The sequence below is a fragment of the Pseudomonas sp. MN1F genome (assembly GCF_009391885.1).
In the GTDB taxonomy this organism is placed as follows: domain Bacteria; phylum Pseudomonadota; class Gammaproteobacteria; order Pseudomonadales; family Pseudomonadaceae; genus Aquipseudomonas.
This window is the reverse complement of sequence record NZ_VZII01000023.1, coordinates 11,664-30,082: the sequence shown is the minus strand read 5'-3', so window position 1 is coordinate 30,082 and position 18,419 is coordinate 11,664. Positions and strand designations below refer to the sequence as shown.

The window sequence follows — 18,419 nt, the reverse complement described above, 5'->3', positions numbered from 1 at the left end:
TGGGGGCGCTGTGCGCCCCCTAAGTTTTTACTTCTTGGCCGCTTCGTACAGCGGCATCACCTTGGGAATCGCCGCTTGCAACGAGGCAATCCGGCTGCTGGATGCCGGGTGAGTGCTCATGAACTCAGGTGGCGCCCCTTCCGAAGCCTTGCTCATCTTGTTCCACAAGGTGATTGCGGCATTCGGGTCGTAACCGGCACGCGCCGACAATTCCAGGCCGATCAGGTCGGCCTCGTTCTCGTTGGCGCGACTGTTGGGCAGGGTCATGGAGTAGTTCACCACGGCGTCGGCCAACGCCATGCTGTCCTGGCCCAGGCCAAGCAATGCACCCGCGCCCTGGCGTGCCATCTCCACGCCGTAGGCCTTGGACATCGCTTCACGGCTGTGCTCGCGCAAGGCGTGGGCGATTTCGTGACCGACCACTGCGGCGATTTCCGCATCGGTGAGCTTGAGCTGGTCGATCAGCCCGGTGTACACGATGATCTTGCCGCCCGGCCCGCAGTTGGCATTTAGCTCGTCACTCTTGATGACGTTGACTTCCCATTTCCATTGCGCGGCATCAGGGCGGAATTTGGGCGCCTGGGCGATCAGCCGGTTGGCGATGGTCTGCACGCGCTTGGCATCGGCACTGGACTTGTCCAGCACGCCTTTGCTCGACGCCTCGCCGAGGGTCTGCTGGTACGACTGGGCGTACATCTGGTTGACCTCATCGGTCGAGAGCATGCTGAACATGTACTGCTGGCGCTCGACGCCGACAGCACCGCCGCTGGTGGTATTCACCGCCTGGCAGCCGGCCAGCAGGATGCCAGCACTCAACAGGCTGACGACAAAAGACTTACGCATGAAAACACTCCCTTTTTACATGCGCCGTATCCTAGGCTGAGTCACCCATACCCCGCCATAGCCGCAGGGAAGATTTTACCTAAGCGGGTGTCAGGCACTCCGGTGCGTCCAGTTTCGGGTCATTGACGAAGTTCGCCAGGGCCCGCTCGCGCAGTGTCGCCGGCGGGCTGGCGAGCAGCTCGTGCAAGCGTGGCATCGGTGTGTCCGGGTCCAGCCAGGCAGCCTGGCCGGCAGCATCGAGAATCAGCGGCCGACGCTGATTCATCGCGGCTTGAGTCACCACCGCGCAGCTCAACCACACCTGGTCCTGCACCGGGTAGGCCTCCCACACGGCAGCAAAATACAGCGATGCGCCCTCCCCGGGCGTCAGCCAGTAAGGCCGTTTGCGCACCGTGCCGCGCCACTCGTAAAAACCGTTGGCCGGCATCAGGCAACGGCGCTGGCGAAACGCTTCGCGGAACATCGGCTGCTCGGCCAAGGTCTCGGCCCGGGCGTGTGCGGGGGTGCGGGAGAGGTCGGTGAGCCAGGCAGGGGTCAGCCCCCAGCGGGCCTTGGCCAGTTGCTGCTGGCCGTCGAGCTGGCGCTGGATCAGCACCGAAGCGCCAGGCGAGATATTCCATTGGGCCGGCTGGCCGGCAGGGAAACCCGGCAGGCTGGCCAGCGCCTGGGGCCAGCGAAACAGGGCGTAACGTCCACACATGGGCGATTTCAGAACCTAGCAGATCAAGGTACCGGGATGACTCTCCGGCTCGTCGCCGGCAAGCGGCTCGGCCCCATTGTACGCGTCGATCAGTTGCCGTGCGTATTCGGCCTGTTCGTCGGGCACCGCAAGCCCAAGCAGCCCCTGCAAGGGCAATTCACCCGCGCCGCCCATCAGGTCGCGACCGGCCAGGTGCACTTCGATGCCCTCACTGGCAAGCATGCCCACCAGCATTTCGGCCTCCAGCAGGTTTTCCGGTTCATAGATCCGCCGCATCAGTCGTTCTCACCGTAGACATCCAGCATCCATTCATCGCCATGAACCTGCAGCACGAAGCGGATAGGCTTGCAGCACACCTGGCAGTCCTCGATGTACTCCTGGTCGCCCCCGGACAGGTCCACTGTCGTTTCGACTTCTTCACCACAATAAGGGCAATCGTAGAACGCTTGTTCGAGCATCGCGGCCTCCGGGGTGACTTGTGCGTATAATTGCCGGTCTGTTTACAGGGCTTGCGTGTGCCCGAGCCGTTTTTCGGGCCCGACCCCTTACCTTATTACCCTAGCCGTTTCCAACAAGAGAGCATGATGGGCGAATTCGATGCCATCCGACCGTACGACGATGCTGAGGTCCCTGCCGTTCTGGCGCGCCTGCTCAGCGACCCGGCATTCCTCGATATCCTCACCCACTTCAAATTCCCGCGCGCCGCTGGCGCCCTCGGCTGGCTGCTCAAGCCGCTGATTGCCCGCCGCCTGCGCAAGGAATTCGCCGGCGTCACCTGCGTATCGACCTTGCAGGACAAAGTCGAGTACTACGTCGACCAGACCATCGAACGTGCCACCGACGGCGTCACCTACTCCGGCGTCGAACAGCTCAAGTCGGGCACGGCCTATCTGTTCCTGGCCAACCACCGCGACATCGTCATGGACCCGGCCTTCGTCAACTACGCGGTGTACCACGCCGGCCTGCCAACGCCGCGTATCGCCATCGGCGACAACCTGCTGCAGAAGCCGTTCGTCAGCGACATGATGCGCCTGAACAAGAGCTTCATCGTGCACCGCTCGATCAGTGGCCGCCGCGAAAAGCTTGCGGCCTACCAGTTGCTCTCGGCCTACATCAACCATTCGATCCGCAATGACGGCACGTCGATCTGGATCGCCCAGGCCGAAGGCCGCGCCAAGGACGGTGACGACCGCACCGATTCGGCGATCCTCAAGATGTTCCACATGAGCCGCAAGGACGAGCCGTTCGGCGCGGTAATCCAGAGCCTGAACCTGATCCCGGTGTCGATCAGCTACGAGTACGACCCCTGCGACCAGGCCAAGGCCCGCGAGCTGTACATCCGCGCCACCACCGGCACCTACAAGAAGGCACCGGGCGAGGACGACAACAGCATCGCCAAGGGCATCACCGGCTACAAGGGCCGGGTGCACATCCACTTCGCCGCGCCGGTGACCGAGTACTACGAGGACACCAAGCAGCTGGCACAGGAAACCGACCGGCAGATCCTCGGCGGCTACCGCCTGTTCCCGGTGCATTACCTGGCCTATGCGATGTGGAGCGAGAAGGACGAGGCACTGCAGGTGCCGAGCGCCGAGAAGGTGTTCCCGGCCGAAGAACTGGCCAAGGCCAGGGAAGAATGGCAGCGCCGGCTGGATGCCTGCCCCGAGGAGCAGCGGCCTTACCTGGTGTTGCAGTATGCAACACCGGTGCGCAACCAGTATCAGGTCAAGCAGCAGGCGCCTGTCGCCTGACCGGCTTGGGGCCGCCATGTGGCCCCAAGTATTTCAAATCCAGGTGCTGAACCAGGACAGCAGCAAGGCCATCGCCAGGCAGGAAAACCCGAGGATGTAGTAGTAGCGCGGCACGCGCTGGACGAAGGCATCCGCTGGCCCCTCTTCCACCGCCAGACTCTCGCGGGTGATCGCCTCACGCCGCCGGGCACTCTGCAGCAGCAACCCGCCTGGGCAGGTGAGCAAAAGCGCCAGCAGATTGATCAGCTTGGTAGGGTGGGCAGAAAGAAAGCCCCAGAGCACTTGCAACGACATCACGCAACCTCGGTCATAGCCACAGCGAAGCCCGGCATTCTACCGGAGTCCGCCCCGCCCGCCCGGCCTTGGCGACAAAGTGTCACTTGATTTCATCTGTCACATGCTCGTCATCAGGGCAGGCCACTCTATCGGCCTTTCCCGTACCGGAGCTTGTTGATGCTGCACGCTGAAAACCAGGACCGTCTCTATCTCGTGGCTCAGAGCGATGAGCAGCAGGCATTGATCGATGGTTTCGCCATCAATGTCCAGGACCGCCAGTGGCTGGTCTACTGCGCGCTCGGTGGGCACATGCACGAAGACCTGCCCGAGGTGGATGCAAGTACCGGCGTCAGCTTGCTGGATTTCCACATCGCAGCCGCCTAGGTCTGTCCAGGCAATAAAAAACCCGCTACCTGGCACGCAGGTAGCGGGTTTTTCGTTTGCAGCCTGAGGCTTATTCGCCCAGCACCTGACCGATGGTCGGGTCCTTGAACAGGCGGGTCAGCGCATCGCTCAGCACATCGCCCACCAGCTGGGTGTTGGTGTCCTGGTTCGGCGCCATGCCGAAACGCTGGTCCAGCGAAGCGCCGTAGCGGCCGCTGTAACGGCGGCTGGCATTCTGCACATCGGCACGGAAGGTGGCACCGATGGTGGCTTCGGTCACGTACAGGTTGTCCTTCGGCGACTGGTACTTCAGCTCAGCCAGGGTCACGGTCAGCTGCGGTGCGTTGTAGGCGTTCGGCGTCGGGGTGAAGCCGAGCAGGCGCACAGCGGCTTCGGCCTGGGCCTGCAGCTTGGGCACGACATCATTGCCACTGACGCTGATGGTGCTGGTCTCGGGGTACATGCCACCACGGGTACCCAGGGATTGCGAAGCACGCCCATCGACCACCTTGACCACCACTGGCTGGCCGTGACCGACCGGTGCGAGCTGAGCCTTGAGCGTGGGTTGCGGGCTGAGTTGTTGCGGGCTGTGGGCACAACCGACCAGGCTGAGGCTGGCCACGGCAATCAAACCGAACAACAGACGTTGCAACATGCGCGTTTCTCCAGAAAATACGGCAAAGGCCCACAGTATACCCAGCCAGGCACAGACCAGTCATCGGTCCGGCCCGCTTGTCACAATCGTTTCATGGCTGCGCCCTTATCCTTGCGCCAAGCCCAAACGCACAGGACGCACCGTCATGGCCTCGCTCTGGACACTGCTCTGCCAACGCCCGCGCCACAATGCCTATGCCCGCCTCGACGGCGAAGGCAAATGCCTGGCCTTCAAGCAATGCCGCCAGGCGCCAAGCGGCAGTGGATGGGTGCAGATAAGCGAAATCAAGCTCGCCTGGCTGGGCCGCGAACTGCCCGCCGAAGCCCGAGTTTGCGCACGCGCAAGCCGCCGCTGGCATCAGCGCATCCTCGCGGCCTGACAAACGCTGCAATAAAAACCACGAATTACGACCTTTCTGCCCGCGACATCGTTATAATCTCCCCCCGATTATAAGGACGTCTCCTGATCGGGCCCCGCATTTGCCGATTGACCCCGGCACCTTCACCCGCTTCGCCCACAGAGAGCCTTCCACTCAGGTCTTGCATCGGCTGTCGTGCCTGCTTTTCCGGCCCTTCGCACTGCATGAACCTGTGGGTTGCCATCGCGCAGTCCCCTTTTGAGGTTCACGTCTCCAAAAGAGCGTGAAAAAACGGTTTTTCACAACTTCACGAGAGTGTGGCGAGCAAATGAACAGTCTGGCATGTGCAAAAGCGGCAGATGTGTCCCGAACAGCCCTGAACAGACGGCAAAAGCGCTCATCCCGGATGAGTGTCTGAAGTCGTTCCATAGCGCACGCACGACACCTTGACCATTAGTCGAATTGCCGCACCTGTGGCAAACGGCGTTCAATACCTGAACCCGAAGACTGATTGGCGGTGTCCGCGGAAGTTGCAAGAACTGCGAAGAGTCGGACATGGCGATCCTGGCAACCCCAGTGGTCCTATGCTGTCAATTAGGTAGCTGTAGATTGTGGAGACGCGTTAAATGGCGCAGAACGAATCGGTTGATGTGGTACTGGTAGGCGCGGGCATCATGAGTGCCACCCTGGCCGTACTGCTCAAGGAGCTTGACCCGACCCTGAAGCTTGAGGTCGTCGAGGCAATGGACTCCGGAGCCGCGGAAAGCTCCAACCCCTGGAACAACGCAGGCACCGGCCACGCTGGCCTGTGCGAGCTGAACTACACGCCCCAGGCCGCCGATGGCAGCATCGACATCAAGAAGGCCGTGCACATCAACACCCAGTTCGAGGTCTCGCGCCAGTTCTGGGCTTACCTGAGCAAGAAGAGCACCTTCGGCTCGGCACGTGCATTCATCAACCCGGTCCCGCACCTGAGCTACGTCGAAGGTGACAAGGGTGTGTCCTTCCTCAAGAAGCGCTTCGAGCTGCTCAAGCAGCACCACGCCTTCGCCGAGATGGAATACACCGAAGACAAGGGCGTGATGAAGGAGTGGATGCCGCTGATGATGCCAGGCCGCCCGGCCGACCAGCACATCGCCGCAACCCGCGTGGCCAAAGGCACCGACGTCAACTTCGGGGCACTGACCAACAAGCTGCTCAAGGTACTGGGCGACAGCGCGGACGCGCAGGTCAAGTACAGCAAGAAAGTCGTCGGCCTGCGCCGTAACGGCAGCGGCTGGACCGTGAGCATCAAGGACGTCAACAGCGGCGGCACCCGCGAAGTCGACGCCCGTTTCGTGTTCCTCGGCGCTGGCGGCGCGGCCCTGCCGCTGCTGCAACTGTCCGGCATCCCGGAAAGCAAAGGCTTCGGCGGCTTCCCGGTGAGCGGCCAGTGGCTGCGTTGCGACAACCCGGAAATCGTCAAGCAGCACCAGGCCAAGGTGTACAGCCAGGCTGCGGTCGGCGCACCGCCGATGTCGGTGCCACACCTGGACACCCGCGTGGTGGACGGCAAGACTTCGCTGCTGTTCGGCCCTTATGCCGGCTTTACCACCAAGTTCCTCAAGCACGGCTCGCTCATGGACCTGCCGCTGTCGGTGCGCATGGGCAACATCGGCCCGATGCTGGCTGTCGCCCGCGACAACATGGACCTGACCAAGTACCTGGTCAGTGAAGTGATGCAGTCGATGGAGCAGCGCCTGGAATCCCTGCGCCGCTTCTACCCACAGGCCAAAGCAGAAGACTGGCGCCTGGAAGTGGCCGGCCAGCGCGTGCAGATCATCAAGAAAGACCCGAAGAAAGGCGGCATCCTGCAGTTCGGTACCGAGCTGGTGTCGGCACAGGACGGCAGCCTGGCAGCACTGCTCGGCGCCTCGCCAGGTGCTTCGGTAACCGTCTCGATCATGCTTGAGCTGATCGAGCGCTGCTTCCCCGAGCAGGCCAAAGGAGCCTGGGCTGCCAAGCTCAAGGAAATCTTCCCGGCTCGCGAGAAGGCCCTGGCCACCGACGCCGCACTGTACCGCAAGATCAGTGCCGACAACGATGTGGCGCTGGAACTGGTGGAAGACAGCCCGGCCAAGCATTACGCCTAAGCCGGCCTGAAACGAAAAAACGCCCCTCGGGGCGTTTTTTTGTGCCTGGGCTTTATCAGCCGCGGGCCTTGGCGATGATCTCGACGTACTCCGGCGCGTTACGCTGGTCGGCGATCACTTCGACGAAGGTCTTGCCGTGCTCGTCCTTGCCATCCAGGTCCAGGCCAGCCTCGACGAAGAAGCCCACGAAGCGCTCGAAGTCATCGACACGCAGGCCGCGGTAGCCCTTGATCAGTTTGTGGTGCGAAGGCGAGGTCACGCCATCGGCCGGCTCAAACTGGAGGAACGACTTGATGTAGTCGTCGCTGATTTCGTCACCAATCACCTGCTTCTTGTCTTTGCGCATTGCCGGCTCCAACTGACCATCATGGAATTTCGAAGGCCGGCAGTTTACCCCTCACAGGCCGCGCGCCTCAACGCGAACGTACGGTACCGGTGTGCAGGTCGGCCCAGATGTGGCCGTTGGCGTAGGTCAGGAACTGCACATAGACGGTCTCGTTGCGCAGCAAGTCCATGACTACCCGGTAATCGCTGACCGGGTAATTGAGGCTCAGGGTACGGGTCTTTTCGTCGTACACCGGCTTCTTCAGGCTTTTGCCTGCCTCCGCGTCGAAATTGAGCAGCACCTGGCTGATGGTCGCGCCTTTGCTCAGTGGCTTGCCCTTCAGGCGCATCTGCAGCGAAGCGGTGATCGGGATCGGCTGTTGGTCGGACTGGCGCTGGGCACCCACCACTACCGAGTAGTCGGTCACTTGCAGCAATTGCTGGCCGGTCGGCGCTTCCTGGCGCAGGGCCTGGTCATCGGGCGGGAGGAACTGGCTGTGCAGCGGTGCGGCGGCGAGAGGCAGGCTCACCGCCAGCAGCAGGGGAAGAATCGCACGCATGTGAGGCTCCTTGGCATGAAGGAGCACTCTAGCATGCAGGCAATGGCAGATCTCAATCGAACTGCGCGAGCATCCAGGCCTGGTATTCAGCCACGCCAGGCTCACCTTCACGTGGCGCCCAAGGCGCGTGTTCACCCTCGACCAACTGGCGATAAGGGCCGGCCTTGCATTCGAACATGATGGTGTTGGCTTCAAGCGCCACCAGGCCATGGTAGACGCCCGGCGGCAGGTCTACGCCCATGCACTCGCCGCCTGCTTCGAGGATGCGCGTGCTGGCCAGCGCGCCCTGCTCATCGAACAGCAACAGACCGATGCGGCCTTTCAGCGCCAGCAAGGTTTCCGCCTTGTCGTCGCTCAGGTGCCGGTGCGGGGCGATGTAGGTCGAGGGCTGCAGGCCGATCGCCAGGCGGTGGCAAGGGTCATCCATCTCATGAAAGTTGTGATGGTGCCGCAGACGTGGCGCCTCGGCGGCTTTTTGCGCCAGCCCGGTAAACAACGTTTGGTCGATGAATGCAGGCTGACTCATGATTACAGTCCCTTGACCGCGAAAATGCCGTTTGCGTTACGCCAGTAGCCTTTATAGTCCATTCCGTAACCAAAGATATAGCGATCGATGCACGGCAGGCCGGCATAGCTGGCCTTCAGGCCTGGGCTGGCCTTGCGGTCGTGGTCCTTGTCGATCAGCACGGCGGTGTGCACTGCGCGTGCCCCGGCATGCTTGCAGAACTCGATGATGGCGCTGAGGGTGTGGCCTTCGTCGAGAATGTCATCGACGATCAGCACGTCACGGTCGATGAACGACACTTCCGGCTTGGCCTTCCAGAACAACTCGCCGCCACTGGTCTGGTTGCGGTAACGGGTAGCATGGATGTACGAAACCTCCAGCGGGAACTGCAGGTGGGTCAGCAGTTTGCCGGCAAAGATCAGGCCGCCGTTCATCACGCAGAACACCACGGGGTTGGTGTCGTGCAGGTCCTTGCTGATCTGCTCGCCGACCTTGGCGATGGCCGCTTCGACTTCGGCTTCGTGGTACAGGCAGTCTGCCTCGCGCATGACTTGACGGATGTGCTCGAGATCAGCGGACATGGCGCTCTCCAGGGGTGCATTTTGGAAAAGCGGGCAAAGGTACGCATCCGCTCGTCACAGATCAAGCATTTATGGACTAACGTGCAAAAGGACTACACGACAGCAAAGGCTGAATAGATTAATCTATCGCGGTTTTTTTGCCCGCCTTTCGGAGCCCCCCATGCCTACTCGTGAGATCCGCCATCCGCTGATCCGCCACAAGCTCGGCCTCATGCGCCGTGCCGATATCAGCACCAAGAATTTTCGCGAACTCGCCCAGGAAGTCGGCGCGCTCCTGACCTACGAAGCCACCCAGGACCTGCCCCTCGAAACCTACGAGATCGACGGCTGGTGCGGCAAGGTGCAAGTTGAAAAAATCGCCGGCAAGAAGATCACCGTGGTCCCGATCCTGCGCGCTGGCATCGGCATGCTCGACGGCGTGCTCAGCCTGATCCCGGGCGCCAAGGTCAGCGCCGTCGGCGTTGCCCGCAACGAGGAAACCCTCGAAGCGCACACCTACCTGGAAAAGCTCGCGCCGGACATCAACCAGCGCCTGGCCCTGATCATCGACCCGATGCTCGCCACCGGCGGTTCGATGGTCGCCACCATCGACCTGCTGAAAAAGGCCGGTTGCAAGGAGATCCGCGCCATGGTGCTGGTCGCCGCGCCAGAAGGCATCGCCGTGGTGGAAAAAGCCCACCCGGACGTACAGATCTTCACCGCCTCGATCGACCAGCACCTGAACGAGCATGGTTACATCGTCCCAGGCCTGGGCGATGCCGGTGACAAGATCTTCGGCACCAAGCAGAAGGACGCCTGACCATGCAGGACGGCTTCAACGACCCGCTATGGCGCCAGGTCGTCTCGGGCGCGCAGATGCTCTTCGTGGCATTCGGCGCGCTGGTGCTGATGCCGCTGATCACCGGCCTCGACCCGAACGTGGCGTTGTTCACCGCCGGCATCGGCACCCTGCTGTTCCAGCTGGTCACCGGCCGTCAGGTACCGGTGTTCCTGGCGTCGAGCTTTGCCTTCATCACCCCGATCATCCTCGCCAAGGGCCAGTTCGGCCTGGCCGAAACCATGGGCGGCGTGATGGCCGCAGGTTTCGTGTACACCTTCATGGGCCTGATGGTGAAGATCAAGGGCACCGGTTTCATTGACCGCATGCTGCCGCCAGTGGTGATCGGCCCGGTGATCATTTCCATCGGCCTGGCCATGGCCCCGATCGCCGCCAACATGGCGATGGGCAAGGGCGGTGATGGTGCGGCACTCATGCCGTACAAGACCGCCATGCTGATCTCCATGCCTGCGCTGGTGACGACCTTGGTCGTCGCCGTGTTCGGCAAAGGTATTTTCCGTCTGGTGCCGATCATCTCCGGCGTGCTGGTGGGTTTCGCCTTGTCGTTCGCCTTTGGCGTGGTCGACACCGCCAAGATCGCCGCCGCACCGTGGCTGGAAATTCCCAACTTCACCGCGCCAGCTTTCAACTGGCAGGCCATCCTGTTCATCGTCCCGGTTGCCCTCGCGCCGGCGATCGAGCACATCGGTGGGGTGATTGCAGTCGGTAGCGTGACCGGCCGCGACTACCTGAAGAAGCCCGGCCTGCACCGCACCCTGCTGGGTGACGGCCTGGCCACCACCGCAGCCGGCCTGTTTGGCGGCCCGCCCAACACCACCTACGCCGAAGTGACCGGCGCGGTGATGCTGACCAAAAACTACAACCCGAAGATCATGACCTGGGCGGCCGTGTTTGCCATCACCCTGGCCTTCATCGGCAAGTTCGGCGCGCTGCTGCAGAGCATTCCGGTACCGGTGATGGGCGGCATTCTGTGCCTGCTGTTCGGCTCGATCGCGGCGGTGGGCATGAACACCATGATCCGCCACAAGATCGACCTGGCCGAAGCGCGCAACCTGGTGATCGTTTCGGTGACCCTGGTGTTCGGTATCGGCGGCGTGCTGATCGGCAGCGGCGACGGCCCGGATGACTGGGGCCTGAAAGGTATTGCCCTGTGCGCCATCGTGGCCATCGCCCTGAACCTGATCCTGCCGGGCAATGACGGCTGGAAACACAAGAAGCTGGATGTGTAGGCGCGTTCCTGTGCTGCGAAGGGGCCGCATGGCGGCCCCCTCAATTCAGACCTTTTCGCACATCCCCGCCAACACCCTCACCCAATCCGGGTGATCATTCAGGCACGGCACCAGCACCAACTCGTTGCCGCCCGCCTCGACAAACTGCTCGGCGCCGCGCATGCCGATCTCTTCCAGCGTCTCGATGCAATCGGCAACGAACGCCGGGCACATCACCAGCAGCTTCTTCGCCCCGGCCTTGGCCAGCTCGTCCAGGCGCGTCTCGGTGTAGGGTTCGATCCACTTGTCACGCCCCAACCGCGACTGGAACGACACCGACCACTTGCCATCCGGGATGCCCATCTTCGCCGCAAAGGCCTTGGCCGTGGCCAGGCACTGTCCGCGGTAACAAACGGCACGCACCTCGGCACTGGCATCGCGGCAGCAGTCGGCTGCGCGCAGATCATGCTTGCCGGCCGGGTACAGCTTCTTCAGGTGCCGCTCCGGCAAGCCATGGAAACTCAGCAACAGATGGTCGAAATCCTGCTCAAGGTAAGGGCGGGCACTGGCGACCAGCGCATCAATGTAATCAGGATGGTCATAGAACGGCTGCAGCACGCGCAGCTGCAACGGCAACTGGCGTTCGGCCAGCGTCTGCTTTGCCTGTTCCACCACCGTGGTCACCGTGCTATCGGCGAACTGTGGATAAAGCGGCGCCAGGGTCACCTTGCGCACACCCTGCGCAGCCAGACGCGTCAGTACCTCAGGCAACGCCGGCTCACCGTAGCGCATGGCGACTTCCACCGGCCCATGTGGCCAGTGCTCGACCATCGCCGCCTGCAGGCGCCGCGTCAGTACCACCAGCGGCGAGCCTTCATCCCACCAGATCGAGGCATAGGCGTGCGCCGACTGCTCCGGGCGCTTGACCAGGATCAACGACACCAGCAGGCGTCGCACCGGCCAGGGCAGGTCGATCACATAGGGGTCCATGAGGAACTGGTTGAGGTAGCGGCGCACATCGGCCACCGAGGTGGAGGCCGGCGAACCCAGGTTGACCAGCAGCAGAGCGTGATCGGTCATGCAGCGTCCTATGTCAGAGGCGGCTGGACAAGTTGCCCAGCGCCGATTGCAGATCGTTGAAACGGAAGGTGAAGCCTGCCGCCAGCAAGCGCACCGGGCGCGCTCGCTGGCCGCCCAGCAGCAAGGTCGAGAGCTCGCCGAGGCCGGCCTTGAGCAGCAAGCCGGGCATCGGTATGAACGCAGGCCGATGCAGCGCACGCCCCAGCGCCTTGGCGAAATCGCGGTTGCGTACCGGCTCTGGCGCGCAGGCATTATAAGGACCGCTGGCATCCTTGTGCTGCAAGAGAAAATCAATCAGGGCGATCTGGTCGTCGATGTGCACCCACGGCATCCACTGCCGGCCATCACCCAACGGCCCGCCCAGGCCCAGCTTGAATGGCAGGCGCAGGCGCGACAAGAAGCCGCCGTCACTGGCCAGTACCAGCCCGGTGCGCACCAGTACCACGCGCATGCCAAGCTGCTGCGCGCGCTGGGCGGTTTCTTCCCAGGCAATGCACAGCTGGCTGGCGAAGTCTTCGCGAACTGGCGGCGAGGCTTCGGTCAGTTCGCGCTCGCCGCCATCGCCGTACCAGCCCACGGCGGAACCTGAGATCAACACCTCCGGGCGCTGTTCACGGCTGCCCAGCCAGGCCAGCAATTGCTCGGTGAGGGTGATGCGGCTGGCCCACAGCAGGTTGCGGCGTGCCGCCGACCAAGGCCGATCGGCGATCGGCGCACCGGCCAGGTTGACTACCGCGTCCACCTGTTCATCGGCGCCCAGATCGTCCAGCCGGCCAATGCCGCGCACCCCGCTGCCACACAATCGCGGCACTTGTTCAGGGCGTCGGCTCCACACGGTCAGACGATACCCCTTGCCGAGCCAGTACTGGCAAAGGTGCTGGCCGATCAACCCGGTACCACCTGTCAGCAATATATGCATGGCTGTGTCCTCGCAGCGTGCGCCCATGGTCTATTTTTAAAAACAAGGCACTTTTCCAGACCCATCGCTCTCGGATAACCATAGGCCAACATGCCTATGAAGCGGAATAACCTTATACAAAGATTTTGTATTGTACAGGTTTACCTGACAGCGTAGTCTGCCTACAGCAAGGTTCGAAGAGGCCATCATGACAGTACCTATTGCCATCATCGGTGCCGGTATCGCCGGCCTGTCCGCCGCCCAGGCGCTGCAAAAGGCCGGGCAGTCCGTCCACTTGTTCGATAAAGGCCACGGCAGCGGTGGGCGCATGGCCAGCAAGCGCAGCGAAGCTGGCGCGCTTGACCTGGGCGCGCAGTATTTCACCGCCCGCGACCGGCGCTTCGTCGAGCAGGTGCAACAGTGGGTCGCCGCCGGCTGGGCCGAGCAGTGGAAGCCGCAGCTGTACAACTACCGTGATGGCGAACTCACCCCCTCCCCCGACGAACAGACCCGCTGGGTCGGCGTGCCACGCATGAGCGCCATCACCCGCGGCCTGCTCAAGGACGTCACGGTGAACTTCGGTTGCCGTATCGCCGAAGTATTCCGCGGCAAGCAATTCTGGCACCTGCAGGACACTGAAGGCTGCAGCCATGGCCCGTTCAGCCGCGTGGTGATCGCCGTGCCCGCGCCGCAGGCCACCCAATTGCTGGCCGCTACGCCCAAGCTCGCCGCCGTGGCGGCCGGTGTGCAGATGGAGCCGACCTGGGCCGTCGCCCTGGCCTTCCAGACACCGCTGGATACACCAATGCAAGGCTGCTTCGTGCAGGACAGCGCGCTCGACTGGCTGGCCCGCAACCGCAGCAAACCCGGCCGCGAAGAACACCTCGATACCTGGGTGCTGCACGCCACCTCCGACTGGAGCAAGCAGCACATCGACCTGGCCAAGGAAGAAGTGATCGAACATTTGTGGGGGGAATTCGCCGAACTGGTCGGCTGCGTGGTACCGGCTCCGAGCTTCGCCCTGGCCCATCGCTGGCTCTATGCGCGGCCGACCAGCAATCACGAATGGGGCGCACTGGCCGATGCCGACCAAGGTTTGTATGCCTGCGGCGACTGGTGCCTGTCAGGCCGCGTCGAAGGTGCCTGGCTCAGTGGCCAGGAAGCCGCGCGACGGCTGCTGGAGCACCTCGAATAACATCATTCGGCAAAACTATACAAAAATACTAGTTTGCATAAGTTTCTGGTTGTGCTGGAATGAACTTGTACGAGCTCACTTCCTTGTACAAGTTTTCTGGAGACCGCCATGCACGAACCTGCCCCCGCACATAAGCCCCGCATCGCCATCAGCGCCTGCCTGACCGGCCATAGCGTGCGTTACAACGGCGGGCACAAGGCTTCCGATCTATGCCGTGAACAACTGCAAGCGCATTTCGATTGGTTACCGGTATGCCCTGAGGTCGCCATCGGCCTGGGCGTACCACGCGACCCGATTCGCCTGGTCGGTAACCCCGCGCAGCCTAGCGTGGTCGGCACACGCAACCCAGGCACAGACTTGACCGGCCCATTGCGCAACTATGGCGAGCAGATGGCCAATGAGCTCGATGACATCTGTGGCTACATCTTCATGCAGAAGTCCCCTTCCTGCGGCCTGGAGCGGGTCAAGGTCTATCAGGACAACGGTCATGCTGCGCCGCAAGGTGGCACAGGCGCCTACGCCGCCGCCTTCTGTGCCCGTCGCCCGGACCTGCCGGTGGAGGAAGAAGGACGCCTGCACGATCCCGTGCTGCGCGAAAACTTCATCAGCCGCGTCTATGCCTACGCCGACTGGCAACAGTTGCTGGCGCAAGGGTTGAGCCGAGGCGCCCTGGTGCGCTTCCATTCACGCTACAAGTACCTGCTGATGGCGAACAACCCCCAGGCCTATCGCCAGCTCGGCCGCCTGCTGGGCAGCATGAGCCGTGAGGATGACCCCGAACAGATCGGGCCTCGCTATTTCAGCCAGCTGATGCAGGCCCTGCGGCGTTGCGCCAGCCGGGGCACCCATTGCAATGTCTTGCAGCACCTGAGCGGCTACTTCAAGGACTCGCTGACCCAACAGGACAAAGCCGAACTGCAGCACATCATCGGCCAGTACCAGCAAGGCGAGGTACCGCTGGTGGTGCCACTGACGCTGCTCAAGCATCACTTGCGCAAGCATCCTGATCCTTATCTGCAGCAGCAGACCTACCTGCAGCCGCACCCTGCCAGCCTGGGACTGCGCAATGCTGTCTGAAACGCTCGTGCCGATTGGCGAACTGGCCCGGCGCACCGGCGTCAACCCAGTCACCTTGCGCGCCTGGGAGCGCCGCTATGGCCTGCTCAAGCCGCAACGCACCGCCAAAGGGCATCGTTTGTATGGGCAAGACCAACTCGAGCGGGTGCAAGCGATTCTCAGCTGGCTTGAACGCGGTGCTTCGGTCGGTCAGGTTCGAGAGCTGCTCGACCAGCCGGTAGAGCGTGCACCGATGGGCGACTGGCAACCGCGCCAGCTGCAGTTGATCGAAGCCATTGCCCACCTTTCCCAACGCAGCCTCGACCAGCAACTGAACCAGGTAATGGCCTTGTACCCCGCCGTGACGCTGTGTGAACAGTTGCTGCTGCCGCTACTGGAATCCCTCGCCATGCGCTGGCGCAGCCACTTCAACGCGCGCCTTGAACAGGTGTTTTTCCATACCTGGCTGCGCAGCAAGCTAGGGGCACGGGTGTACCACGACAATCAATCGTTGCAGGGGCCCGCCGTGCTGCTCTGCGAAGACAGCGAGCGCCCGTTCGACGCCAGCCTGTGGCTATGCGCCTGGCTGCTGAGCAGCAACGGCATCCCCGTGGAAGTCTTTGAGCAACCCGTGGGTGGCGCGCAGCTGCAACGCGCCGTGGTCACCCTGCAACCACGGGCAGTTCTGATGCACCTTGGCCCCCGTATCGATGCCAACACCTTGCTGCGCACCTTGCAGGGCATCGCCGGGACCAAGCTGCTGGGCGGCGCCACCCTCGCCTTGCACCAGGCCCAGCTGCACGCTTTCGATCTGCCCGACCTTTTCCTGTTCGATACCCCGCAGGCGGCATTGCGTGTGCTGCAAGGCAATGCCCGCCGGCCTGTAGAGACGAGTGCCCCATGCAACTGATCTGGCTGCGCAGTGACCTGCGCATCGATGACAACTCTGCCCTCAGCGTCGCCTGCGAACGCGGGCCGACCGTGGCCTTGTGGCTGGCCAGCCCCGGCCAATGGCAGGCCCACGACGACGCTGCCTGCAAGGTCGACTTCTGGCTGCGCAACCTGCGCCAGCTGCGCCAGGGGCTGGACCAGCTGAACATCCCGCTGCTGGTGCGCAACATCGACACCTGGGACCAGGCACCGGCCGCCCTGCTCGAAGTCTGCCGCCAGCACAACATCAAGGCAGTGCACTGGAACGATGAATACGGCATCAACGAAACGCGTCGCGATGCGGCCACACGCAAGCTGCTGGAGGATTCCGGTGTCCGCGCCCACAGCTACCTCGACCAACTGTTCTTCCGCCCGGGCACTATCCTGACCCGCAGCGGCGACTACTTCCAGGTGTTCTCCCAGTTCAAGAAGGTCTGCCTGGAACACCTGCACCGCAGCCTGCCATCACTGGCCCGGCGGGTGAAACGCCAGCAGCCTCTGGATATCAGCAGCGACCCGATCCCGCAGCATATCGAGGGCTTCGACAAACCTGCCCGCGCACTGAGCGAACACTGGCCCGCTGGCGAAGACGAAGCGCAGGCGCGGCTTGCCCGCTTTATCGATGAAACGGTCGAGGACTATGGGCATCTGCGCGACCTCCCGGCCAAGCCTGGCACCAGCCAGCTTTCAGCCTACCTGGCCGCAGGCGTGATTTCGCCCCGCCAATGCCTGCATGCCGCCCTCGCCCACAACCGCGGCGAGTTCGACAGTGGCAGCAGCGGCGTCCAGACGTGGATCAACGAGCTGCTCTGGCGCGAGTTCTACAAACACATCCTGACGGGTTATCCACAGGTCTCCAGGCATCGTGCCTTCCGCGCCCAGACCGAAGCCCTGCCTTGGCGTAATGCGCCTGACGACTTCAAGGCCTGGCAGGAGGGACGTACCGGGTTCCCCATCATCGACGCAGCCATGCGCCAACTGCTGCACACCGGTTGGATGCACAACCGCCTGCGCATGATCGTCGCCATGTTCCTCAGCAAGAACCTGCTGATCGACTGGCGCCTGGGCGAACGCCATTTCATGCGCCATCTGATAGACGGTGATCTGGCCGCCAACAATGGTGGCTGGCAGTGGAGTGCCTCCACCGGCACCGACGCAGTACCCTATTTCCGTATCTTCAACCCGGTTTCCCAGTCGCAGCGGTTCGACCCCGAAGGTCGCTTCATCCGCCACTGGCTACCCGAATTGCGGGGGCTGGATGAAACGTCCATCCACCAACCCGTGAAGTCTGCGGATCTTTTCGCTAATAATTCCTACCACAGTCCAATTGTCGATCTCGGCAGCAGTCGCCAGCGTGCATTGGAAGCCTTCAAGGGGCTACCACGCCGGCAGGATCAGAGGGCAATATCTTGAACAACTCGCGTAGTTTCTGGGTTACGGGGGCCAGCAACGGACTGGGTCTGGCCCTGGTGGAGCGATTGCTCGAACAAGGGCATCGGGTTGCCGCAAGTGGCAAGGGCAGCGAGGCGCTGCAGGCCTTGGCCGTGCGCCATGGTAGCCGGCTGTTGAGCCTGCCTTGGCAATTGCATGAAGAAGGCAAGGCCGCCAACGCGGCAGAGCAGATATGCCATGCCTGGTGCTCGCTGGACGTGCTGATCATCAACGCCGGGACCAGTGACTACCTGGCCAATGGCGTGGCCGACAGCGATGTGTTCGAGGCCATCGTCAATGACAACCAACTGGCTGGCGAGCATTGCCTGACCAGCGCGCAACCGTTGTTGGCACAGGGGCATCAGCCGCAGGTCATGGCGATTTTCAACCGTTATTCGGCCTTGCAGCTCTACTCGCCGACGCAAGTGTCGGCGGGCTGGAACAATGTGCCGCAGTGGGCGCGTGAGCAGCGCCAGGCGTTGAAGGACCAGGGGATTGACCTGACCGTGGTGGCACCGCAGTCGCTGAAGACGCCGGTGACTTCCGTGCAGGCTGTTCCGGATGCCTGGACGCCGCAGAGTGCTGCGGATGAACTGCTGTCTCGCTTGGCGTTGCGCGAACCGGAGTTGGTGCTGGAAGTACTGGATATCACCAGCTTATGGCCATTGCCTCGTTGAGACAGGCGATTTCAGGCCCGGCCTGTTCGCGGGCAAG

Annotated in this window: 23 protein-coding genes; 11 read left to right on the top strand and 12 right to left on the bottom strand. The window is 62.6% G+C overall.

Annotation, left to right across the window (positions count from 1 at the left end; genetic code table 11):
- Nucleotides 1-27 precede the first annotated feature (27 nt).
- The 4 genes from F6X59_RS12930 to F6X59_RS12915 all read right to left on the bottom strand — a co-directional run bounded on the left by F6X59_RS12930 (nt 28) and on the right by F6X59_RS12915 (nt 2,001).
- Nucleotides 28-843 (bottom strand): M48 family metallopeptidase, encoded by an 816-nt coding sequence (locus tag F6X59_RS12930; protein WP_152956565.1) that lies wholly within the window; start codon nt 841-843, stop codon nt 28-30.
- A gap of 79 nt (nt 844-922) precedes the next feature.
- Nucleotides 923-1,543 carry an SOS response-associated peptidase gene (locus tag F6X59_RS12925; RefSeq protein WP_152956564.1) on the bottom strand — a complete coding sequence of 207 codons (621 nt, stop codon included), beginning with the start codon at nt 1,541-1,543 and terminating at the stop codon, nt 923-925.
- A 15-nt stretch (nt 1,544-1,558) separates the two neighbouring features.
- Entirely contained in the window at nt 1,559-1,819 is a 261-nt protein-coding gene (locus tag F6X59_RS12920) for a putative signal transducing protein (protein ID WP_152956563.1), read from the bottom strand.
- Nucleotides 1,819-2,001 carry a CPXCG motif-containing cysteine-rich protein gene (locus F6X59_RS12915; protein WP_027918329.1) on the bottom strand — a complete coding sequence of 61 codons (183 nt, stop codon included), beginning with the start codon at nt 1,999-2,001 and terminating at the stop codon, nt 1,819-1,821. Before F6X59_RS12915 ends, F6X59_RS12920 begins: the two co-directional genes overlap by 1 nt.
- A gap of 123 nt (nt 2,002-2,124) precedes the next feature.
- Between F6X59_RS12915 and F6X59_RS12910 the strand changes: the two genes are divergently transcribed.
- Nucleotides 2,125-3,294: a 1-acyl-sn-glycerol-3-phosphate acyltransferase gene (locus F6X59_RS12910; RefSeq protein WP_152956562.1), complete on the top strand. Its 1,170-nt coding sequence runs from the start codon at nt 2,125-2,127 to the stop codon at nt 3,292-3,294.
- A 33-nt stretch (nt 3,295-3,327) separates the two neighbouring features.
- Here the strand turns inward: F6X59_RS12910 and F6X59_RS12905 are convergent, their stop codons facing one another.
- Nucleotides 3,328-3,588, bottom strand: coding sequence for a hypothetical protein (locus F6X59_RS12905; protein WP_152956561.1), 261 nt, complete (start codon nt 3,586-3,588; stop codon nt 3,328-3,330).
- A gap of 159 nt (nt 3,589-3,747) precedes the next feature.
- Between F6X59_RS12905 and F6X59_RS12900 the strand changes: the two genes are divergently transcribed.
- Nucleotides 3,748-3,954 (top strand): hypothetical protein, encoded by a 207-nt coding sequence (locus tag F6X59_RS12900; RefSeq protein WP_152956560.1) that lies wholly within the window; start codon nt 3,748-3,750, stop codon nt 3,952-3,954.
- A gap of 70 nt (nt 3,955-4,024) precedes the next feature.
- Here the strand turns inward: F6X59_RS12900 and F6X59_RS12895 are convergent, their stop codons facing one another.
- The gene (locus F6X59_RS12895; protein ID WP_054887481.1) at nt 4,025-4,609 is read right to left on the bottom strand and encodes a YajG family lipoprotein; all 585 of its coding nucleotides are present in this window, start codon (nt 4,607-4,609) and stop codon (nt 4,025-4,027) included.
- Between the two features lie 145 nt (nt 4,610-4,754).
- Between F6X59_RS12895 and F6X59_RS12890 the strand changes: the two genes are divergently transcribed.
- Complete coding sequence (locus tag F6X59_RS12890) at nt 4,755-4,988, top strand: hypothetical protein (protein ID WP_152956559.1); 234 nt, start codon at nt 4,755-4,757, stop codon at nt 4,986-4,988.
- 605 nt (nt 4,989-5,593) lie between these two features.
- On the top strand, nt 5,594-7,099 hold the full coding sequence (mqo, locus tag F6X59_RS12885) for a malate dehydrogenase (quinone) (protein WP_152956558.1): 1,506 nt from the start codon (nt 5,594-5,596) through the stop codon (nt 7,097-7,099).
- A gap of 55 nt (nt 7,100-7,154) precedes the next feature.
- Here mqo and F6X59_RS12880 read toward each other — a convergent pair whose 3' ends face one another.
- The 4 genes from F6X59_RS12880 to F6X59_RS12865 form a co-directional block, all read right to left on the bottom strand.
- A complete protein-coding gene (locus F6X59_RS12880; RefSeq protein WP_027918322.1) occupies nt 7,155-7,445 on the bottom strand; it encodes a PA4642 family protein in 291 nt (96 codons plus the stop codon).
- Between the two features lie 67 nt (nt 7,446-7,512).
- Entirely contained in the window at nt 7,513-7,983 is a 471-nt protein-coding gene (locus tag F6X59_RS12875) for a hypothetical protein (RefSeq protein ID WP_152956557.1), read from the bottom strand.
- Nucleotides 7,984-8,035: 52 nt separating this feature from the next.
- Entirely contained in the window at nt 8,036-8,509 is a 474-nt protein-coding gene (locus F6X59_RS12870) for a WbuC family cupin fold metalloprotein (protein WP_152956556.1), read from the bottom strand.
- 2 nt (nt 8,510-8,511) lie between these two features.
- The gene (locus F6X59_RS12865; RefSeq protein ID WP_152956555.1) at nt 8,512-9,069 is read right to left on the bottom strand and encodes a hypoxanthine-guanine phosphoribosyltransferase; all 558 of its coding nucleotides are present in this window, start codon (nt 9,067-9,069) and stop codon (nt 8,512-8,514) included.
- A 160-nt stretch (nt 9,070-9,229) separates the two neighbouring features.
- Between F6X59_RS12865 and upp the strand changes: the two genes are divergently transcribed.
- On the top strand, nt 9,230-9,868 hold the full coding sequence (upp, locus tag F6X59_RS12860; protein ID WP_152956554.1) for a uracil phosphoribosyltransferase: 639 nt from the start codon (nt 9,230-9,232) through the stop codon (nt 9,866-9,868).
- Nucleotides 9,869-9,870: 2 nt separating this feature from the next.
- Nucleotides 9,871-11,136 (top strand): uracil-xanthine permease family protein, encoded by a 1,266-nt coding sequence (locus F6X59_RS12855; protein WP_152956553.1) that lies wholly within the window; start codon nt 9,871-9,873, stop codon nt 11,134-11,136.
- A 45-nt stretch (nt 11,137-11,181) separates the two neighbouring features.
- Here F6X59_RS12855 and hemH read toward each other — a convergent pair whose 3' ends face one another.
- Both hemH and F6X59_RS12845 read right to left on the bottom strand, forming a co-directional pair.
- Nucleotides 11,182-12,195, bottom strand: a complete 1,014-nt coding sequence (gene hemH, locus F6X59_RS12850; protein WP_152956552.1) for a ferrochelatase — start codon at nt 12,193-12,195, stop codon at nt 11,182-11,184.
- Nucleotides 12,196-12,208: 13 nt separating this feature from the next.
- Entirely contained in the window at nt 12,209-13,114 is a 906-nt protein-coding gene (locus F6X59_RS12845; protein WP_152956551.1) for a TIGR01777 family oxidoreductase, read from the bottom strand.
- A gap of 187 nt (nt 13,115-13,301) precedes the next feature.
- Between F6X59_RS12845 and F6X59_RS12840 the strand changes: the two genes are divergently transcribed.
- From F6X59_RS12840 to F6X59_RS12820, 5 genes are all read left to right on the top strand, one after another.
- Nucleotides 13,302-14,288, top strand: coding sequence for an NAD(P)/FAD-dependent oxidoreductase (locus F6X59_RS12840; protein WP_110638420.1), 987 nt, complete (start codon nt 13,302-13,304; stop codon nt 14,286-14,288).
- A gap of 108 nt (nt 14,289-14,396) precedes the next feature.
- Nucleotides 14,397-15,365: a DUF523 and DUF1722 domain-containing protein gene (locus F6X59_RS12835; protein ID WP_152956550.1), complete on the top strand. Its 969-nt coding sequence runs from the start codon at nt 14,397-14,399 to the stop codon at nt 15,363-15,365.
- Entirely contained in the window at nt 15,355-16,254 is a 900-nt protein-coding gene (locus tag F6X59_RS12830) for a MerR family transcriptional regulator (protein WP_152956549.1), read from the top strand. Before F6X59_RS12835 ends, F6X59_RS12830 begins: the two co-directional genes overlap by 11 nt.
- Nucleotides 16,245-17,687 carry a deoxyribodipyrimidine photo-lyase gene (gene phrB, locus F6X59_RS12825; RefSeq protein WP_152956548.1) on the top strand — a complete coding sequence of 481 codons (1,443 nt, stop codon included), beginning with the start codon at nt 16,245-16,247 and terminating at the stop codon, nt 17,685-17,687. The genes F6X59_RS12830 and phrB overlap by 10 nt, the downstream gene beginning before the upstream one ends.
- Nucleotides 17,684-18,382, top strand: coding sequence for an SDR family oxidoreductase (locus tag F6X59_RS12820; protein WP_152956547.1), 699 nt, complete (start codon nt 17,684-17,686; stop codon nt 18,380-18,382). Before phrB ends, F6X59_RS12820 begins: the two co-directional genes overlap by 4 nt.
- Nucleotides 18,383-18,419 lie beyond the last annotated feature (37 nt).